This is a genomic window from Oceanospirillum sp., assembly GCF_048265165.1.
Taxonomy (GTDB): Bacteria; Pseudomonadota; Gammaproteobacteria; order Pseudomonadales; family Halomonadaceae; genus Oceanospirillum.
In genome coordinates, this window is the sequence record NZ_JBLXCD010000008.1 from 127,557 (window position 1) to 145,987 (window position 18,431).

15 protein-coding genes are annotated in these 18,431 nt (G+C 47.9%); 12 read left to right on the forward strand and 3 right to left on the reverse strand.

Annotation, left to right across the window (positions count from 1 at the left end; genetic code table 11):
* Window positions 1-186 precede the first annotated feature (186 nt).
* From ACN0R8_RS14440 to ACN0R8_RS14455, 4 genes are all read left to right on the forward strand, one after another.
* Window positions 187-1,206, forward strand: a complete 1,020-nt coding sequence (locus ACN0R8_RS14440; protein ID WP_417598645.1) for an amino acid ABC transporter substrate-binding protein — start codon at window positions 187-189, stop codon at window positions 1,204-1,206.
* A 70-nt stretch (window positions 1,207-1,276) separates the two neighbouring features.
* Complete coding sequence (locus tag ACN0R8_RS14445; protein WP_417598647.1) at window positions 1,277-2,467, forward strand: amino acid ABC transporter permease; 1,191 nt, start codon at window positions 1,277-1,279, stop codon at window positions 2,465-2,467.
* Window positions 2,468-2,483: 16 nt separating this feature from the next.
* The gene (locus tag ACN0R8_RS14450; protein WP_417598649.1) at window positions 2,484-3,599 is read left to right on the forward strand and encodes an amino acid ABC transporter permease; all 1,116 of its coding nucleotides are present in this window, start codon (window positions 2,484-2,486) and stop codon (window positions 3,597-3,599) included.
* Between the two features lie 149 nt (window positions 3,600-3,748).
* Window positions 3,749-4,477 (forward strand): amino acid ABC transporter ATP-binding protein, encoded by a 729-nt coding sequence (locus ACN0R8_RS14455; RefSeq protein ID WP_417598675.1) that lies wholly within the window; start codon window positions 3,749-3,751, stop codon window positions 4,475-4,477.
* Window positions 4,478-4,612: 135 nt separating this feature from the next.
* On the opposite strand, the gene ACN0R8_RS14460 is transcribed toward ACN0R8_RS14455, so the two are convergent.
* Window positions 4,613-5,395, reverse strand: coding sequence for a sulfite exporter TauE/SafE family protein (locus ACN0R8_RS14460; RefSeq protein WP_417598651.1), 783 nt, complete (start codon window positions 5,393-5,395; stop codon window positions 4,613-4,615).
* Window positions 5,396-5,641: 246 nt separating this feature from the next.
* Between ACN0R8_RS14460 and cysB the strand changes: the two genes are divergently transcribed.
* Window positions 5,642-6,619, forward strand: a complete 978-nt coding sequence (cysB, locus tag ACN0R8_RS14465; RefSeq protein ID WP_417598652.1) for an HTH-type transcriptional regulator CysB — start codon at window positions 5,642-5,644, stop codon at window positions 6,617-6,619.
* Between the two features lie 43 nt (window positions 6,620-6,662).
* On the opposite strand, the gene ACN0R8_RS14470 is transcribed toward cysB, so the two are convergent.
* Window positions 6,663-7,394: a phosphoadenylyl-sulfate reductase gene (locus tag ACN0R8_RS14470; RefSeq protein ID WP_417598653.1), complete on the reverse strand. Its 732-nt coding sequence runs from the start codon at window positions 7,392-7,394 to the stop codon at window positions 6,663-6,665.
* Window positions 7,395-7,726: 332 nt separating this feature from the next.
* Between ACN0R8_RS14470 and thrH the strand changes: the two genes are divergently transcribed.
* Window positions 7,727-8,344: a bifunctional phosphoserine phosphatase/homoserine phosphotransferase ThrH gene (gene thrH, locus ACN0R8_RS14475; protein ID WP_417598655.1), complete on the forward strand. Its 618-nt coding sequence runs from the start codon at window positions 7,727-7,729 to the stop codon at window positions 8,342-8,344.
* A gap of 103 nt (window positions 8,345-8,447) precedes the next feature.
* Here thrH and pabB read toward each other — a convergent pair whose 3' ends face one another.
* The gene (pabB, locus tag ACN0R8_RS14480) at window positions 8,448-9,839 is read right to left on the reverse strand and encodes an aminodeoxychorismate synthase component I (RefSeq protein ID WP_417598657.1); all 1,392 of its coding nucleotides are present in this window, start codon (window positions 9,837-9,839) and stop codon (window positions 8,448-8,450) included.
* A gap of 221 nt (window positions 9,840-10,060) precedes the next feature.
* On the opposite strand from pabB, the gene ACN0R8_RS14485 reads away from it, so the two are divergent.
* From ACN0R8_RS14485 to prpF, 6 genes are all read left to right on the forward strand, one after another.
* Window positions 10,061-10,918: an alpha/beta fold hydrolase gene (locus tag ACN0R8_RS14485; protein ID WP_417598659.1), complete on the forward strand. Its 858-nt coding sequence runs from the start codon at window positions 10,061-10,063 to the stop codon at window positions 10,916-10,918.
* A gap of 294 nt (window positions 10,919-11,212) precedes the next feature.
* Window positions 11,213-11,911 (forward strand): GntR family transcriptional regulator, encoded by a 699-nt coding sequence (locus ACN0R8_RS14490; protein ID WP_417598661.1) that lies wholly within the window; start codon window positions 11,213-11,215, stop codon window positions 11,909-11,911.
* Between the two features lie 13 nt (window positions 11,912-11,924).
* Window positions 11,925-12,815: a methylisocitrate lyase gene (gene prpB / locus ACN0R8_RS14495; protein WP_078320483.1), complete on the forward strand. Its 891-nt coding sequence runs from the start codon at window positions 11,925-11,927 to the stop codon at window positions 12,813-12,815.
* Window positions 12,816-12,924: 109 nt separating this feature from the next.
* Window positions 12,925-14,052, forward strand: coding sequence for a bifunctional 2-methylcitrate synthase/citrate synthase (gene prpC, locus ACN0R8_RS14500; RefSeq protein ID WP_417598664.1), 1,128 nt, complete (start codon window positions 12,925-12,927; stop codon window positions 14,050-14,052).
* 223 nt (window positions 14,053-14,275) lie between these two features.
* Window positions 14,276-16,879, forward strand: a complete 2,604-nt coding sequence (acnD, locus tag ACN0R8_RS14505; RefSeq protein ID WP_417598666.1) for a Fe/S-dependent 2-methylisocitrate dehydratase AcnD — start codon at window positions 14,276-14,278, stop codon at window positions 16,877-16,879.
* A gap of 187 nt (window positions 16,880-17,066) precedes the next feature.
* Entirely contained in the window at window positions 17,067-18,248 is a 1,182-nt protein-coding gene (gene prpF, locus ACN0R8_RS14510) for a 2-methylaconitate cis-trans isomerase PrpF (protein ID WP_417598668.1), read from the forward strand.
* The last annotated feature ends 183 nt before the right edge of the window (window positions 18,249-18,431 follow it).

Below are 18,431 nucleotides of genomic sequence, written 5' to 3' on the forward strand. Positions count from 1 at the left end.
TCTGTAAAACAATGCATAGGCGGTCTTAGTGACGTTTTACCCTGCTTTATCTCGTGTCTTTTTCTGTTCTAAGGAAATAAAACAAGCGTATTAATAAGAGTTGGAATAGCTGTTGCATATAGAGTAAAGGTCAGTATGTAGCTATATGCTACTGCGAATCCCAAAGACACGAGAGGATTAATAACAATGAAGAAAATGGGTCTTATCGCTGCAACGGCAGCTATGACAGTCGGTTTTTCTGTAAACGCATCTGCCGCTGATACGCTGGCATCTGTCAAGGAACGGGGTTTTGTACAGTGTGGTGTAACGACCGGTGTACCCGGTTATTCCAACCCTGATGACAAGGGTAACTGGAAAGGGATGGATGTTGATGTTTGTCGCGGGATTGCTGCGGCAACTTTGGGCGATGCCGAGAAAGTTAAATATATTCCTCTGAATGCTAAAGAACGTTTTACAGCGCTTCAGTCTGGTGAAATTGATGTGCTGTCCCGTGTTACAACCTGGACGCTGACTCGTGATAGCTCTCTGGGTCTGAACTTTGCGGGTGTGACATACTATGACGGTCAGGGCTTTTTGATTAATAAAGGTCTGGGCGTAAACAGTGCCCTTGAGCTGGATGGTGCTTCTATGTGTATTCAGTCCGGTACCACGACTGAGCTGAATGCTGCGGATTACTTCCGTGAAAACAATATGGAGTTTGAGCCAGTTGTATTCGACACTTCTGACCAGACCGTAAAAGGTTTTGAGGCGGGTCGTTGTGATGTTCTGACCTCTGACCAATCTCAGCTGTATGCTCTGCGCATCAAGCTGTCTAACCCGTCGTCAGCGGTAATTCTGCCAGAGATTATTTCTAAAGAACCATTGGGCCCTGTTGTACGTCAAGGTGATGATGCTTGGTTTAATGTTGTGAAATGGTCTCTGTTTGCCATGGTAAATGCTGAAGAGCTGGGCCTGACGTCTAAGAATATTGACAGCAACAAAAACTCTAAAAACCCTAATATCGCCCGCTTTGTCGGTGCTGAAGGTATCAAGGGTACCGGTTTATCATTATCCGATAACTGGGCTTACAATATCGTGAAGCAAGTAGGCAACTACGGCGAAGCGTTTGAGCGTAACCTGGGCGCTAGTTCTCCTCTGAAAATTGAGCGTGGTCTTAACGCGCTATGGAACAAAGGTGGCCTGCAGTACGCACCACCAATTCGCTAAGCCCACTACGGGAGGTTGAGGTGACTCACCTCCCGTTTGTGTTTTTGTCCTTTCAGTAGGAGTTTCGCCTATGCCATCTGATGCCAATAAGTCGCCGTCTGTCCATAAGACGCTCTTCTGGCATGACCCTGCAAAACGAGCCATTTTGTTCCAGAGCTTACTGGTTATCGCAGTGCTGGGTTTTGTCGGGATGATTGTTCAAAATACTCTGCATAATTTAGAAAGCCGGGGTATTACTACAGGTTTTGCTTTTCTCTCCCAGGAAGCGGGTTTCGGTATTGTTCAGTCACTGATTGACTACACCGAGTCCAGTAGCTACGGACGTACTTTTTTTGTGGGTTTGCTGAATACTTTACTGGTATCAGCACTGGGGGTTGTTGCTGCAACTGTTATTGGCTTTGTCATGGGGATTGCCCGTCTGTCCAATAACTGGCTAATTGCGAAGGTTGCGTCTGCATACGTTGAAATCTTTCGTAATATCCCTCTGTTGATTCAGATTTTTTTCTGGTACTTCGCTGTACTACGGGCACTGCCTTCTCCTCGGCAGAGTCTAGAGCCACTTGATAACGTTTTTATCAATGTTCGCGGTCTGTATATGCCTGAGCCTATCTATGGTGATGGTTTTGGTTGGGTCGTGATTGCATTTCTTCTGGCTGTCGTTGCTGTTATTGGTATCGCCCGCTGGAGTAAAAAACGCCAAGATGAGACGGGTCAACGATTTCCTCTTTTCTGGGCCGCTGCTGGCTTGCTTATCGGTTTACCTTTAGTTGTCTATTGGATAACGGGGTCTCCCCTGACCTGGGAGAGCCCAGTATTAAAAGGCTTTAACTTTCGTGGTGGTATGACGATTATTCCTGAGCTGGCAGCGCTTTGGTTGGCTCTGAGTATCTATACTGCAGCTTTTATTGCTGAGATTGTACGGTCTGGTATTGAGGCTATCTCATCGGGTCAGACCGAAGCAGCAAGCGCACTGGGCCTTAGCAAAAGTAAGGTGCTGCGATTAGTCGTTGTTCCTCAGGCTGTACGCGTGATCATCCCTCCTTTAACCAGTCAGTATCTTAACCTTATTAAAAACTCCTCATTAGCCACTGCAATCGGCTACCCGGACCTGGTTTCAGTTTTTGCCGGAACAACTCTGAACCAAACCGGACAGGCAATTGAGGTGATCTTTATGACGATGCTGGTTTATCTGACGCTGAGCCTGCTTGTGTCAGCATTTATGAACTGGTTTAACACACGTATGGCGCTGGTTGAGCGTTAAGAACGGAGTATTCATTGTGAGTGATTCTGCAAAAGTCACGGATAAGTTACTACCGGATCTGCCGCCTCCTGCGAACAGCACCGGTTTTATTGGCTGGATGCGCATGCATCTTTTCTCAACCCCTGCGAATGCGCTACTGACACTGTTTGCAGCCTATTTGCTTTATATCCTTATGGTGCCATCGATTAACTGGGCACTTATATCGGCGGACTGGATTGGCGACAGTCGTGATGCCTGTACTTCCGGTGGTGCATGTTGGGTTTTTGTTTACAACCGTTTTGATCAGTTTATGTATGGCTTCTATCCTCAGGTTGAGCGCTGGCGGATTGACGTCACCTTTATTCTGTTAGTGGTTCTGGCTGCGTGGCTAATGCTGCCCAGAATGCCTAAGAAAGGACTGGTAAGCTTTATTACTTTGATTATCTACCCCGTGGTAGCTTTCTTTCTGCTTTACGGCGGTAGCTTTGGTCTTGAGGTCGTAGAAACCCATAAATGGGGCGGCATGTCACTGACACTAATTCTGGCGATTGTCGGTATTGTGGCAGCACTGCCTTTTGGTGTGTTGCTGGCGCTGGGGCGTCGCTCAGAGATGCCGATTGTTAAAAGTATCTGTGTCGTCTATATCGAGTTCTGGCGGGGGGTTCCTCTGATTACGGTACTCTTTATGGCTTCTGTGATGTTGCCTCTTTTTGTTCCTGAAGAGGTTGACTTTGACAAACTGCTGAGGGCCATGATTGGTATTGTCCTGTTTCAGTCCGCTTACATGGCTGAAGTGGTTCGCGGTGGTCTGCAGGCGATTCCTAAGGGGCAGTATGAAGCCGCTCAGGCTTTGGGGCTTAACTATTGGAAAATGATGGGGCTGATTGTTCTGCCGCAAGCCCTGAAATTAATGATTCCGGGGATTGTGAACACCTTTATCGCACTGTTTAAAGATACCAGTCTGGTACTGATCATTGGCCTGTTCGATATTCTGGCAATTGTTCAGGCAGGTTTGTCTGATCCTAACTGGCTGGGTTTCTCGGTTGAAGGTTACACCTTTGTTGCTCTGATGTTCTGGGTATTCTGTTTTGGAATGTCGAAATACAGCCAGCATCTTGAGAAGCGTTTCCACACAGGCCACGGTGCTCGTTAATCAGCTGTTAACCGATCGAAGTTTTGATCGCTGAAACACAACGAGCAGCGCATAAATAAATGCAGTAATAGGCTGTTAAAGCTTATTCAAAGCATGAAGAATTTGGAGTAGTTATGAGCATGACTCATCAGGTAGAAGACGATAAGTTGATGGTTGAGATGCGTGGTGTGAACAAATGGTATGGCCAGTTTCACGTACTCAAGGATGTCAATCTAGAAGTGAAAAAGGGCGAGCGTATCGTTATTTGTGGGCCGTCGGGTTCAGGTAAATCCACTACGATTCGTTGTATCAACCGTTTGGAAGAGCACCAAAAAGGTGACATCATTGTTGATGGCACCACCCTAAATAATGATCTGAAAAACATTGAAACCATCCGCAGGGAAGTGGGGATGGTGTTTCAGCATTTTAATCTCTTCCCTCATTTGACGGTTCTGGAGAATTGCGCTTTAGCACCGATCTGGGTTCGAAAAACACCCCGGGATGAGGCGGAAGAGATCGCGATGAAGTATCTGCGCCGGGTGAAAATTGAAGAGCAGGCGCTTAAGTATCCAGGTCAGCTTTCAGGTGGTCAGCAGCAGCGCGTGGCCATCGCTCGTAGCCTATGTATGAATCCTCAGATTATGTTGTTTGATGAGCCAACCTCTGCACTTGATCCTGAGATGATTAAAGAGGTATTGGATGTGATGGTCGAGTTAGCGGATGAAGGGATGACCATGATCTGTGTAACTCATGAAATGGGGTTTGCTAAAACAGTTGCAGATAGGGTTATTTTTATGGATAAAGGGCAGATCATTGAAGAGAACAAACCCCATGAGTTCTTTAATAATCCTCAGTCTGAGCGTACGCAGGCCTTCCTGAGCCAGATTCTTAACCACTGATCTGGTTGCACTAAGCTATAAGAAACAGGCGGTTTGAAGTGACCCCCAATTGTTGGATATCCAACATTGGGGGTTCTTTTTATCTGTGTTTTATGACTGGCGCGGATCTTTTGAACGGCGGCTTCCGGCTGATGATCAGAAGAAAGCGTACTTGATACCAAGACCCAGCAGCATGCTGGACAGAATGGGTTGTAGAACCCGGTTCGGAAGGCGTGAGCTGAGTCTAGTTCCTAAATGAATTGCAGGTAGAGAGCCCACCAGAAGAGCTGCCAGTAGTTGATAATCTACATTGCCAAGAAACATATGGCCGATACCTGCGATCAGAGTCAGAGGCACTGCATGAGCCAAATCGGTTCCTATAATACGGATAGCGCTTAATGCTGGGAATAGAATCAATAGAATGGCAGCACCAAAGGCTCCGGCCCCGACAGATGAGAGTGTGACACAGAAACCAAGTAGCACTCCCATCAGAACAGTAAAGCGGTATTTGTGTTGCTCAAGGAAACGACGCACCGATCCATTTGAACTGTGATGAAGTTTATTAATCCGACCCTTTAGAAGCAGAACCCCTGCGGTTAGCATCAGCATAGCGCCTAAGCTATGAGTCAGTATGTGAGCGTAGCTTTCAGGGGATGGGAAGTAGTTAGCCAGAAGCCAAACAGTGACGGCTGAAACCGGCAGACTACCGATAGCCAGCGAACTCATGATCTTCCAGTCGACCGTTTTTTGCTTATGATGTGCAATAACACCGCTGGCTTTAGTTATAGATGCATAGAGAAGGTCTGTCCCTACAGCGATGTGAGGTGGAAATCCAAATAAAAGAAGCAGAGGTGTCATCAAAGACCCGCCACCGACACCTGTCAGGCCGACAGCAAGACCTACGGCGGCACCGGATAAAATGTAGAGAAGTAAATCCATATAGGCTCAATGACTCAGAAAATTGCTCGGCAATCGGAGCGAAAAGAATCTTCAACAGGTGTAACCCTGTGCTTTTGATCGTGTTTGGGTGACACTGCGGCCTAATTTATCCTGTCTGCTATATTCTTAAAAGTAATGTTTGCTTATATTTTTATGGCATAATATTCTTAAAAAATTGATAACCTGCGATGATCGCCACTTACATTCATAGCAAGAGGGCGAGATCCGATAAATGAGGAAGGTGGAATGAAATTACAGCAGCTGCGTTATATTTGGGAAGTTGCCCACCATGATCTTAATGTGTCGGCTACCGCACAAAGCTTGTACACCTCTCAGCCGGGGATCAGCAAGCAAATACGTTTGCTGGAGGATGAGCTGGGAATTGAAATTTTTGCCCGAAGTGGCAAGCATCTGACGCGTATAACACCTGCTGGTCAGGAGGTGATTGACCTGGCTGGGCAGATACTGAGAACTGTTGATAATATCAAACAAGTGGCTCAGGAGTTCAGTGACGATAAGAAAGGCAGTCTCAGCCTTGCTACAACACATACACAGGCGCGTTATGCGCTACCCGGTGTGATCAAAGACTTTATCAGTAAATATCCTGATGTCTCGCTGCATATGAAGCAGGGTACACCGATTCAAATTTCAGAGATGGTGTCAGAAGGGGCTGCTGATTTTGCGATTGCTACCGAGGCGATGGAACTGTTCAGTGACCTGATTATGCTGCCTTGTTATCGCTGGAATCGTTGTGTGCTGGTACCAAAGGATCATCCGCTAACTCAGGTGCAGCAGCCGCTTTCTCTGGAGGATGTGGCAGAGCATCCGATCGTAACTTATGTTTTCGGTTTTACCGGTCGCTCTAAACTGGATGAAGCTTTTAACAAGAAAGGCCTTAAGCCGAAAGTTGTTTTTACGGCAGCGGACTCTGATGTTATTAAAACCTATGTTCGTATGGGGATGGGGGTCGGTATTGTCGCAGGTATGGCTTACGACGTTCAGACTGACTCTGATATGGTGGCGCTGGATGCGAGCCACCTGTTTGAATCCAGTACCACTAAAATAGGCATTCGCCGTGGTACCTTTATGCGGGGATATATGTATGACTTTGTTACCCGTTTTGCGCCACACTTGGATCGGGACTTGATTGATCAGGCTTTGGCGTGCAGTTCTAAAGCTGACCTTGAGGCTTTGTTTGAAGATATTGAATTGCCAGTACACTGACGTAGCATGACAAAAAAAGGCATCCTTGGGATGCCTTTTTTGTTTATTTTTCCAGATTACCTGCGTGTAAACCACACTCTTTATGGGTGGCTTCCTCCCACCACCAACGTCCTTCCCGCTCATGTTGGTTTGGTAGAACCGGGCGAGTACAGGGCTCGCAACCAATACTGGTAAAGCCACGTTCGTGCAGAGGGTTGTAAGGGACATCAAACATGCGAATGTACTCCCATACTTGCTGTGAACTCCAGTTAGCCAGTGGATTGAATTTCACCAGAGGGCTTTCCTCTGTACCAAAAGCTTTATCCATTTCAGCAATGGGTACACTGTTCCGTGTGCCTGGGCTCTGATCCTTGCGCTGACCTGTAATCCAGGCATCCAGAGTGCTTAATTTGCGCCGTAGCGGTGCAACTTTGCGCAGACCACAGCATTCCTGGTGCCCATCTTCAAAGAAGCTGAACAAACCTTTTTGCTTAACGAATGCTTCAAGGGCCTGGTGCTCTGGAGACACAATATCAATTTGAATACCGTAGTACTTACGAACAGTTTCGATAAACTGATAGGTTTCCGGGTGAAGCCGGCCTGTATCGAGGGAGAAAACCTGTAGCTGACTTTTGTCTTTAATAACCTTGCTGGCGATCTCCACCAGGACAACATCTTCTGCGCCACTGAATGAGATAGCGATATTGCCAAACTCTTCCAGTGCTCTTTCGATAATTTTCTTAGGTGACTCGGTATCAAACTCCAGCGCAAACTGGTTTGTGTTAAATGTGCTCATGCCTTGTCCTGTTATCTGTGGCAATGGATCTGAGATCCATGCTCATCAAGCGGTCTGATTCTACGATCATGGTTTTGGCTATAAAGTAACAGCTACTTAGAATAAAAATAAATAAAAAGTGCTTCTATGAATATGCTCTTATTGTGTAATAGCTTGCTGTTTTGCCGATACCTTCTCAGAGGGGGGGCTTGCCTGTCTGACTTACCCTATGTTCTGTGATAATCTTTTCGGTGTTTATTGTTTGGCTGGGGCCTCATTATTCTGAACTTTCTTATATGGAGGTCCCAGTAATAAATAACTCTATTATTGACTCGTTACAGAAGGATTATTCCGTGGAACTGGCATGTCTTGACCTAGAAGGTGTTCTGATCCCTGAAATCTGGATCGCATTTGCAGAAAAAACCGGTATTGAAGCGTTGAAAGCAACGACACGGGATATCCCAGATTATGATGTGCTGATGAAACAGCGTCTGCGCATTCTGGATGAAAATGGTCTGAAGCTACCGGACATCCAGGCCGTCATTGCAGAGCTGGAGCCTCTGGAGGGTGCAAAAGAGTTTACCGACTGGCTGCGTGAGCGTTTTCAGCTGGTGATTCTGTCGGATACTTTCTACGAGTTTGCTGCACCTCTGATGGCTCAGCTGGGCTTCCCGACACTGTTGTGTCACAAGCTGGAAGTTGATGATGAGGGACGAATTACCGATTATACCCTGCGTCAGCGTGATCCTAAACGTCAGTCCGTTCGAGCTTTCCAGTTACTGAACTACCGTGTTATCGCGGCGGGTGATTCTTATAACGACACCACTATGCTGGCTCAGGCAGAGCAGGGTATTCTGTTCCATGCACCGGACAACGTGATTGCAGAATTTCCTCAATTCCCGGCAGTTCACACTTATGATGACCTGAAAGACCAGTTCTTGAAGGCAAGTAATCGTAACCTGAGCAAGTAAGTTTGTTCTGAGTCTACGGTAGGCCTTATTGATGGCCTGGTGATGCAAAAAAAGGCTTTCCGTTACTGCGGAAAGCCTTTTTGCGTTCAGGAAGGGTAGGGCCTTAGTCGTTAGCCTTAAACTGGGCCTGGGTTTTGAAATCCGGCTGCAGGGATTGCAGAATCTTACCTACCTTATGCAGCGTCTCCTGGTATTCACTTTCGGCCACCGAGTCGTAGACGATACCGCCGCCGCCCCAACAGTCAAGATGGCTTTCAGTCCTGCCGGTTTCTTGATTCTCATTAACAGACTCAAGAAGTGTGCGAATGGTGATACTGCTATCCATTCTGCCATTAAAGCTGATATAGCTAATTGAGCCACAGTAAATCGCCCGGCGCTGGGGTTCCAGTTCGTCGATAATCTCCATCGCCCTGATTTTAGGGGCACCGGTAATGGATCCACCGGGAAAACTGGCGGTCAGAAGGTCCACGGCACTCTTATCTGAAGGTAGCTCACCCCGTATTGTGCTGACCAAATGATGGACGTTGGCGTAGCTTTCAAGTGCAAAAAGGATCGGGACTTTGACGGATCCAGGTTTACAGACACGACCCAGATCATTGCGCAACAGGTCAACAATCATCAGATTTTCCGCCCTGTCTTTAATGCTGCCTTTAAGGTTCTCAGCGATATGGCGATCTTCTCGGGTGTCACCGGAACGTGGGGCGGTGCCCTTAATTGGTTTAGTTTCTACATGCCCCATCTCTAACTGCATAAAGCGCTCGGGGGAAACGCTTAAAATCTTAAACGAGCCAAAATCCAGATAAGCACTGAAAGGGGCTGGTGTTGCAGCGCGGATTTTCAGGTATGCCTGCCAGCTATCGCCCTGTGATCGGGCCTGAAAGCGTTGCGCAAAGTTTATCTGGTAGCAATCGCCGGAGCGGATATAAGCCATGATTTTGTTGAAGCGACTTTTATATTCTGGCCAGCTCAGGTTAGTTGTGAAAGGCGTTGTCAGGGAAAAGGTATCCCGCAGGCTTTGGATATCAGTTTGTGTTAGCAGTGCCATCAGCTCATCAGCCTGGTCTTCAGGAGTAACCAGCTCTGCTGTCTGGCGTTCATGATCCACCACAACGGCCCAAAGGTAGATGCCTCCGATGATTGATGGAAAGCTTGAATCATCCTTTGCTGACTCAGGCAAGGCTTCCAGCTCGCGCCCCAGGTCGTAGCTGAGCCCACCAATAAAACCGCCTGTAAAGGGAAGGTGATCCAGTGCTTTGTCAGTCGTTACGATACTGTAATGTGCGCTGATATCGTTAAGTACCTGTTGCAGGTGAGGGAGGCTGTTAGTAACGCTTTGAATCTCTTCAGCCGGACTGGCGCTGACAATATCATAACGTCCGGATGGGCTGTTCGGCTTGTTGCTGTCAAGCAATACCGGGGCATCAAGATGACGGATGCGTTCAAAATACTCGATACCGTGACGGTAAGGTAGTGATCGTGTGCAGAGTCGTGTCATAAGCTAAACAGTAACCGAATCAGTATCCGAGGCCGACGAAGGAATGGCATAAGATGTAATGACATAAATAAATAGAAAAAGCAGCCATCAGTAAAACGCGCTATTCTAACGGTTTTTTAATAGCCAGCCTATTTTACTGGTGCTTTTTCTGGTTTTTTGTCACGGATACTGCATTTTCTCTGCTTTGGTTTTTCGTGTCTGTTGCTTATTTAAGGTACGTCATGTCAGAACATTTTCAGTGTGAAACAGCGAGTCTTGATCGTCAGGACTATCGGATTTTCTACCGAATTTACCGTAACTTGCACAACCCTAATGGCCGTAAAATTTTAATGCTGCATGGTGCCGGTGTTGATGGCGCTTTTACCTGGGAGCCCATGTTACGCCACTTAAACCACTGGGGAGCGCTTCTGGTTCCTGATCTCAGAGGGATGGGACAGAGCATCCCCTTGCCTGAAGGACGGGCTGAGAATGCATTTACGGTAGAGCAGGTTGTTTGTGATGTTGCTGCTGTACTGGACTATCTCGGATGGTTTGAATCTGACCTGGCAGGCTACTCCTTTGGTGGATTAGTTGCGATGCTGCTGAAGCAGCAGCGCCCTTCGGCTTTTAGGAAAACCTACCTTCTGGAGCCGGCTCTGTTAGAGCGCCCTGATCTTAATGAGATGCGCCAGGTGCGCGGAAATTATTCTGCGGCGGCTCAGATGATGCGAACCGAAGAGCCGATGGAGAAAGGCATTACTCATTTTCTGGATCTGATCTCACCAAAGCGATCTAAGTCGGCCCGTGTGGAGCATGCAACGGTACATCGCCTTAAAAATCGGGTGTTAGGGTTATCTTATGCTCTGGATGCTGTAACAGATGCTGTGCAGCGTTTGGATCGCTCTGCAACTATTCAGATTCAATCTGATGTCGTCAGCTTTGTAGGGAGTAAGAGTCTGGATTCGATGAAAGCCTGTCACCGGCAGATTGCTGAGCAGCGAGATGACTGGCTCTACCATGAAATTGGCGGTACTGATCATTCATTGCCATTTCAGAAACCGTCCAAAATTGCAGAGATTTTTCAGCGAACAATAGACTAAGGCAATATATTGAAGTGACTGATGTTTTGTGTGTGTATTGCTAACACTTCTATTGGATTAAAGTTTCAGTCACAACTTGATCGTAGACAATTTACAGGGCGTGACCGATAGGTTGCGCTTTTTTTGTTTCTATAACCTATTGTTTTCTATGAATTAAGCTATTTTTAAGGTGGGTTGGAATTGCAGATTGTAGACAAATGCGACTTTTGTTGATGTTGACGCTCATCAAGCAATTGTCTACATTCCTCCCAACGTTAAATTGTCGACAATTAAATAACAGAAGAACACTAGGCCATGTCAGATGTTCAGTATGCCTATGAAGAGGTTGAAACCCGCACCCTGGCCGATCGGGTGTTTGAGCAGATTCAAACCGCGATTGTCAAAGGTGATATACCGCCAGGTAGCAAAATTACAGAGCCGGGCTTAGCTAAAGAGTACGGCATAAGCCGTGGGCCTCTCCGCGAGGCGATTCGTCGATTGGAAGGGCGGCGTTTAATTAAGCGCATTCCCCATGTGGGAGCCCGGGTTGTTTCCCTCTCTTTTGAAGAGTTGCTGGACATCTATGATGTGCGTGAAGCGATGGAGGGGATGGCGTGTCGTCTTGCGGCCCGCAACATGACCGCGGATGAAATTAAAAGTTTACGGGCACTGCTGGCGCGCCATGAAGAAACTGCAGAGCTCCAGGAAGGTGTTGCGTACTACCAGAAAGAAGGTGATCTGGATTTTCACTTCCGAATTGTGCTGGGAAGTAAAAATGAGAAGCTGACTGAGCTGTTATGTGGAGAGCTCTATCATCTTGTCCGGATGTACCGTTACCAGTTCAGTGCTTCAAGTTCGCGGCCTAAGCGGGCTTTTGAGGAGCACCATCGAATCGTTGATGCCATTGAGCAGCGGGATGAAGAACTGGCTGAAATGCTCATGCGTCGCCATATCAGTGCGTCGCGTAAAAATGTAGAACAACGTCTGCGTGAATCTCAGGCAGAACAACCCTAAGAAGGAATAAGCCATGACTAAGTTGACTGCGGGTGCCCGTTTCCGTAAAGCGCTGGCTGAAGCGAATCCACTTCAGATTGTCGGTACTACTAACGCGTATCATGCCATGATGGCTGAACGGGTAGGCCATAAAGCAATTTACCTTTCTGGTGGCGGTGTTGCTAACCACTCTTACGGTCTGCCTGATCTGGGTATGACATCAATGAATGACGTGCTGACGGATGTCTCACGTATTACCAGCGCAGTTGAAACGCCTCTGGTTGTTGATATTGATACTGGCTGGGGTGGTGCATTTAACATTTCTCGCACAATTAAAGAGATGATTAAAGCGGGTGCTGCTGCGGTACATATTGAAGATCAGATCGCACAGAAGCGCTGTGGACATCGCCCGAATAAAGAGATCGTTTCTCTGCAAGAGATGGTTGATCGTGTAAAAGCAGCCGTTGATGCGAAAACAGACGATGATTTCTTTGTGATGGCCCGTACAGATGCGTTTCAAATGGAAGGTCTGAATGCTGCTGTTGAGCGCGCTCAGGCTTGTTTGGAAGCGGGTGCTGACGGTATTTTCGCTGAAGCCGTTCATACGCTGGATGACTATAAAGCCTTCTCTGACGGTATTAAAGGTGCACATCTGCTGGCTAACATTACCGAGTTTGGTGCAACACCACTGTTCAATACCGAAGAACTGGCGGCTAATGGTGCAACAATGGTGCTTTACCCTCTGTCAGCTTTCCGGGCAGCAAATAAAGCCGCACTGAATGTATATGAGGCCTTGCTGCGCGATGGCGATCAAAAAGCGGTGGTAGATACCATGCAGACTCGTATGGAGCTGTATGATTTCCTGAACTACCACGACTTTGAGCAAAAGCTGGATGCTCTGTTTGCTGAAGGCAAAAATAAGTAATCTTATTTTAGACACTGTGGCTGCCTGATAGGTGGCCACAGCAGATAATGACTCCCAACGACTTACAATAAAAATCGGACTCTCTGAGCGATTGCAAAGGAGCTATAGAATGGTAGATAAGAAATTAGCTGGTGCAGGCCTGCGTGGTCAGTCGGCAGGTGAAACGGCGCTGTGTACTGTCGGGAAAACCGGCGCGGGTCTGACCTATCGTGGTTACGATATGAAGGAGCTGGCAGAAAAAGCACAGTTCGAGGAAGTATCCTACCTGTTAGCGTATGGCAAGCTACCTAATCAGTCAGAGCTTGATGCCTATAAAGCAAAGCTGAAGAACCTGCGCGCACTGCCAGAGCCTCTGAAAGTTGTTCTGGAGCAGATTCCTGCGGATGCTCACCCAATGGATGTGATGCGTACCGGCGTCTCTATGCTGGGTAACCTGGAAACAGAGAATGATTTCTCAGAGCAGACCGATCATATCGACCGTATGATGGCGACATTCCCGGGTATCATTAACTACTGGTATAACTTTACGCATAACGATAAACGCATCAATGTTGAAACTGATGCAGACTCGATTGCAGAGCAGTTCCTGTGGACACTACACGACAAAAAACCTGACCCGCTGCACGTTAAAGTGATGCATGCATCGTTGATTCTTTATGCTGAACATGAATTTAATGCATCGACCTTTACCGCACGTGTTTGTGCTTCTACGCTATCCGATATTCACAGCTGTGTGACTGCTGCGATTGGTTCTTTACGTGGCCCTCTGCATGGTGGCGCCAATGAAGCTGCAATGGATATGATCGAGCAGTGGAAGTCTGCGGACGAAGCTGAAGACGCGATCATGGGTATGTTAGCGCGTAAAGACAAGATTATGGGTTTTGGCCATGCGATCTATCGCGAATCCGACCCACGTAATGCGGTCATTAAAGAGTGGTCTAAGAAACTGTCTGAAGCGGTGGGTGATACATATTTATATGCTGTTTCTGAGCGTGTTGAAGCGGTTATGTGGCGCGAGAAGAAGCTTTTTTGTAATGCTGATTTCTTCCATGCATCTGCTTATCACTTTATGGGTATTCCCACTAAGCTGTTTACACCGATCTTTGTATGCTCCCGTGCATCCGGCTGGACAGCTCACGTAATGGAACAACGTGCCAATAATCGTATTATTCGCCCAAGTGCAGATTATACTGGCCCGGAATCGGCTGAGTGGATTGATATCAAAGACCGGACTTAACTTAATAAGTCTGTCTGACCAGAAATTTGGCGGGGCTGGACGATACTTGCCTCTAATGCCTTTGCCCCTGCCTTTTTTTATTCCTGCTATCGGGTGCGCCGATAGCCTTTGGCTAAGTTATTCCTTTAGCTCAGATTGATAAGAAGGTCCGCGTCTTGCGCCCTTCTTTGTCAGTCCCTCAACACCCTGTTTGGGCAAATCCTATTTCGAGTGGATTTCTGACATGAATACTCAATACCGTAAAACTCTTGCTGGCACTTCGCTGGATTATTTTGACACCCGTGAAGCGGTTGATGCGATCAAGCCAGGTGCTTATGCCACGCTACCTTATACGTCACGGGTCTTGGCAGAACAGTTGGTGCGCCGCTGTGAGCCTGAAGCACTGACCGACTCTCTGAAGCAACTCATCGAACGTAAACAAGACTTGGATTTTCCATGGTATCCGGCCCGTGTGGTTTGCCATGATATTCTTGGTCAAACCGCGCTGGTTGATCTTGCGGGGCTGCGTGATGCCATTGCTGATCAAGGTGGTGATCCTGCTAAAGTAAACCCAGTGGTTCCGACTCAGCTGATTGTTGATCACTCGCTGGCGGTTGAAGCGCCGGGTTTCGATCCCAATGCTTTTGATAAAAACCGTGCCATTGAAGATCGCCGTAACGATGACCGTTTCCATTTTATTGAATGGTGTAAAACTGCGTTCGATAACGTTGACGTGATTCCTGCCGGTAATGGCATCATGCATCAGATCAACCTGGAAAAAATGTCTCCAGTTATTCAATCCCGTGATGGTGTTGCTTTCCCTGATACTTGTGTTGGTACAGACAGCCATACGCCTCATGTTGATGCGTTAGGTGTTATCGCTATTGGTGTCGGTGGATTAGAAGCCGAAACCGTTATGCTCGGCCGCCCATCCATGATGCGCCTACCAGACATCATCGGTGTTAAGTTGACTGGTAAGCGTCAGCCAGGTATCACCGCTACGGACATCGTACTGGCCATTACTGAATTTCTGCGTAATGAAAAAGTCGTATCTTCTTATCTGGAGTTCTTCGGCGAAGGTGCCAAAGATCTTACGATTGGCGATCGTGCGACGATCTCCAATATGACACCAGAGTTTGGTGCGTCTGCGGGTATGTTCTATATCGATGAGCAGACCATTGACTACTTGAAGCTAACCGGCCGTGAACCTGAGCAAGTTGCTTTGGTTGAGCAGTACGCTAAAGAAACCGGTCTATGGGCGGATGACTTGGTTGATGCTGAATATGGTCGGGTGTTGGAATTTGATCTGTCGAGCGTGTGCCGCAACATGGCTGGACCTTCTAACCCACACCGCCGTTTGCCAACCGCTGACCTGGAATCCCGCGGTATTGCGGGCCACCTGGATGAAGCGCTGGCAGAAGAAAAAGAAGGTTTGATGCCGGATGGCGCTGTTATCATTGCGGCGATCACTTCCTGTACGAATACCTCTAACCCTCGCAACGTGGTTGCTGCTGGCTTGATTGCTCGTCGTGCCAACGAGTTAGGCTTGGTACGTAAGCCTTGGGTTAAGACCTCCTTTGCGCCGGGTTCAAAAGTTGCAAAACTGTATCTGGAAGAGGCGGGCTTACTGTCTGAGATGGAAAAACTGGGCTTCGGTATCGTCGGTTATGCCTGCACAACCTGTAACGGCATGAGCGGTGCGCTTGATCCTAAGATTCAGCAAGAGATTATTGATCGTGATCTGTATGCTACGGCGGTCCTGTCCGGCAACCGTAACTTCGATGGCCGTATCCATCCTTACGCGAAACAGGCATTCCTGGCATCCCCTCCATTGGTTGTTGCTTATGCCATTGCCGGCACCATTCGCTTTGATATCGAGAAAGATGTATTGGGCACCGATAAAGACGGCAACCCGATCACGCTGAAAGATATCTGGCCAAGTGATGAAGAGATCGATGCGATTGTTGCAAGCAGCGTTAAACCTGAACAGTTTAAACAGGTTTATATCCCGATGTTTGATCTAGGAGCCGTGGAAAAATCGATCAGCCCATTGTATGACTGGCGTCCACAGACGACTTATATTCGTCGTCCTCCTTATTGGGAGGGTGCCCTAGCGGGTGAGCGTACCATGAAAGGTATGGTGCCATTGGCGGTGCTGGGTGACAACATCACCACAGACCACCTGTCGCCATCGAACGCGATTCAGGCTTCCAGTGCGGCCGGTGAATATTGCGCCAAAATGGGCTTGCCGGAAGAGGATTTCAACTCCTATGCGACGCACCGGGGCGATCACCTCACCGCACAGCGAGCCACTTTTGCTAACCCTAAATTGCTAAACGAAATGTGCCGCGATGAAAACGGTGAAGTGAAACAGGGGTCTTTGACACGTATCGAGCCAGAAGGCACTGAAAGCCGCATGTGGGAAGCGATTGAAACCTATATGGAACGTAAGCAGCCGCTGATCATTATTGCTGGCGCTGATTACGGTCAAGGCTCCTCCCGTGACTGGGCGGCCAAAGGGGTTCGTTTGGCGGGTGTTGAAACCATCGTTGCTGAAGGTTTTGAGCGTATTCACCGTACCAATCTGGTCGGCATGGGTGTGTTGCCACTAGAATTTAAAGCCGGTGATAGCCGCAATACTTACGGTATTGATGGTACTGAAACCTATGACGTTGTTGGCGAGATCAGCCCACGCTGCGATCTGACCGTGGTGATGACGCGTCGTAATGGTGAAGTGGTTGAGATTCCGGTGACTTGCCGTTTAGATACTGCTGAAGAGGTTCATGTTTACGGTGCAGGCGGTGTGCTGCAACGTTTCGCGCAGGACTTCTTAGAAGCTAACGTTTAATCTGAGTGGGTTATGCTGGGGCGGGTTAGGTGATCTGACTTGCCCCAGCTATTTTGATAAAGAGAGATTTCTTAATAAGTTGATTGACGTATACCCGCTACCGCGATGCGCTTATTAAGCATTTTCTGAACATTTCTGAATAGGAGTGCCACCTATAGATGGTGCTCAGAGACACAGGAACCGAGCCATGACATTTGTACCCCAAATTAAAATCCCTGCCACCTATATCCGTGGCGGTACCAGTAAAGGTGTTTTTTTCCGTCGTCAGGATCTCCCCGCAGCGGCTCAGGAGCCGGGTGAGGCGCGCGATAAAATTCTGCAGCGCGTAATCGGCAGTCCTGATCCTTATGGTCAGCAGATTGATGGTATGGGCGGGGCGACTTCAAGTACCTCAAAAACGGTTATTCTGGATAAAAGTACTCAGCCTGACCATGACGTGGATTACCTGTTTGGGCAGGTCGCTATTGATAAAGCCTTTGTAGACTGGTCCGGTAACTGCGGTAATCTTACGGCGGCGGTAGGTGCTTTTGCCATCGCTGGTGGCTTGGTGGATGCGGATCGAATTCCGGAAAATGGTATCTGTACCGTTCGTATCTGGCAGAAGAATATTCAGAAAACCATCATCGCTCATGTGCCAATCACCAATGGTGAAGTACAGGAAACTGGTGATTTTGAACTGGATGGCGTCACTTTCCCTGCTGCGGAAGTTGTGGTTGAGTTTATGGACCCTGCTGATGGCAAAGGATCTATGTTCCCGACAGGCAATCTGGTGGATGATCTGGAGGTACCTGGTATCGGGACCTTCAAAGCAACCATGATCAGTGCAGGTATCCCGACAATCTTCCTGGGTGCAGAAGAGATTGGTTATAAGGGAACTGAACTACAAAAAGATATTAATGGTAATGCTGAAGCCTTAGCGCGCTTTGAGACAATCCGTGCCCATGGCGCAGTCAAAATGGGATTGATCAAAGATGTCTCAGAAGCTGCAGCTCGCCAGCATACACCAAAAGTTGCTTTTGTAACGCCTGCAACAGACTACACTGCATCCAGCGGGAAAGAGATTAAAGTCTCTGATATTGATGTCTGCGTACGTGCGCTATCAATGGGTAAACTACACCACGCTATGATGGGTACTGCATCTGTGGCTATCGCAACTGCGGCAGCTGTTCCGGGTACGGTTGTAAATCTCGCTGCCGGTGGTGGTGAGCGGGAGGCGGTTACCTTTGGGCATCCATCCGGAACATTGCGGGTTGGTGCAGCAGCGGAGCAGTTGGCGAATGGCGACTGGCGCGCTAAAAAAGCCGTCATGAGCCGTAGTGCCCGAGTCTTAATGGAAGGTTTTGTCCGTATTCCGGGTGATACATTCTAACGAGGCATCGCGCTGTCTCAATGATGTGTTGTAAATCCTGCCTCTCTTATCAGCAAGTGCGGGATTTTTGGGATTAAAAAAGGACACTGCTTTCATCGTTGAATTAAAAGCCCCGGTTCTGAAATCAGAATCGGGGCTTTTTGCTTTCAGATCTGAGCCGGTTTCGTTAATTTGTAATTAATT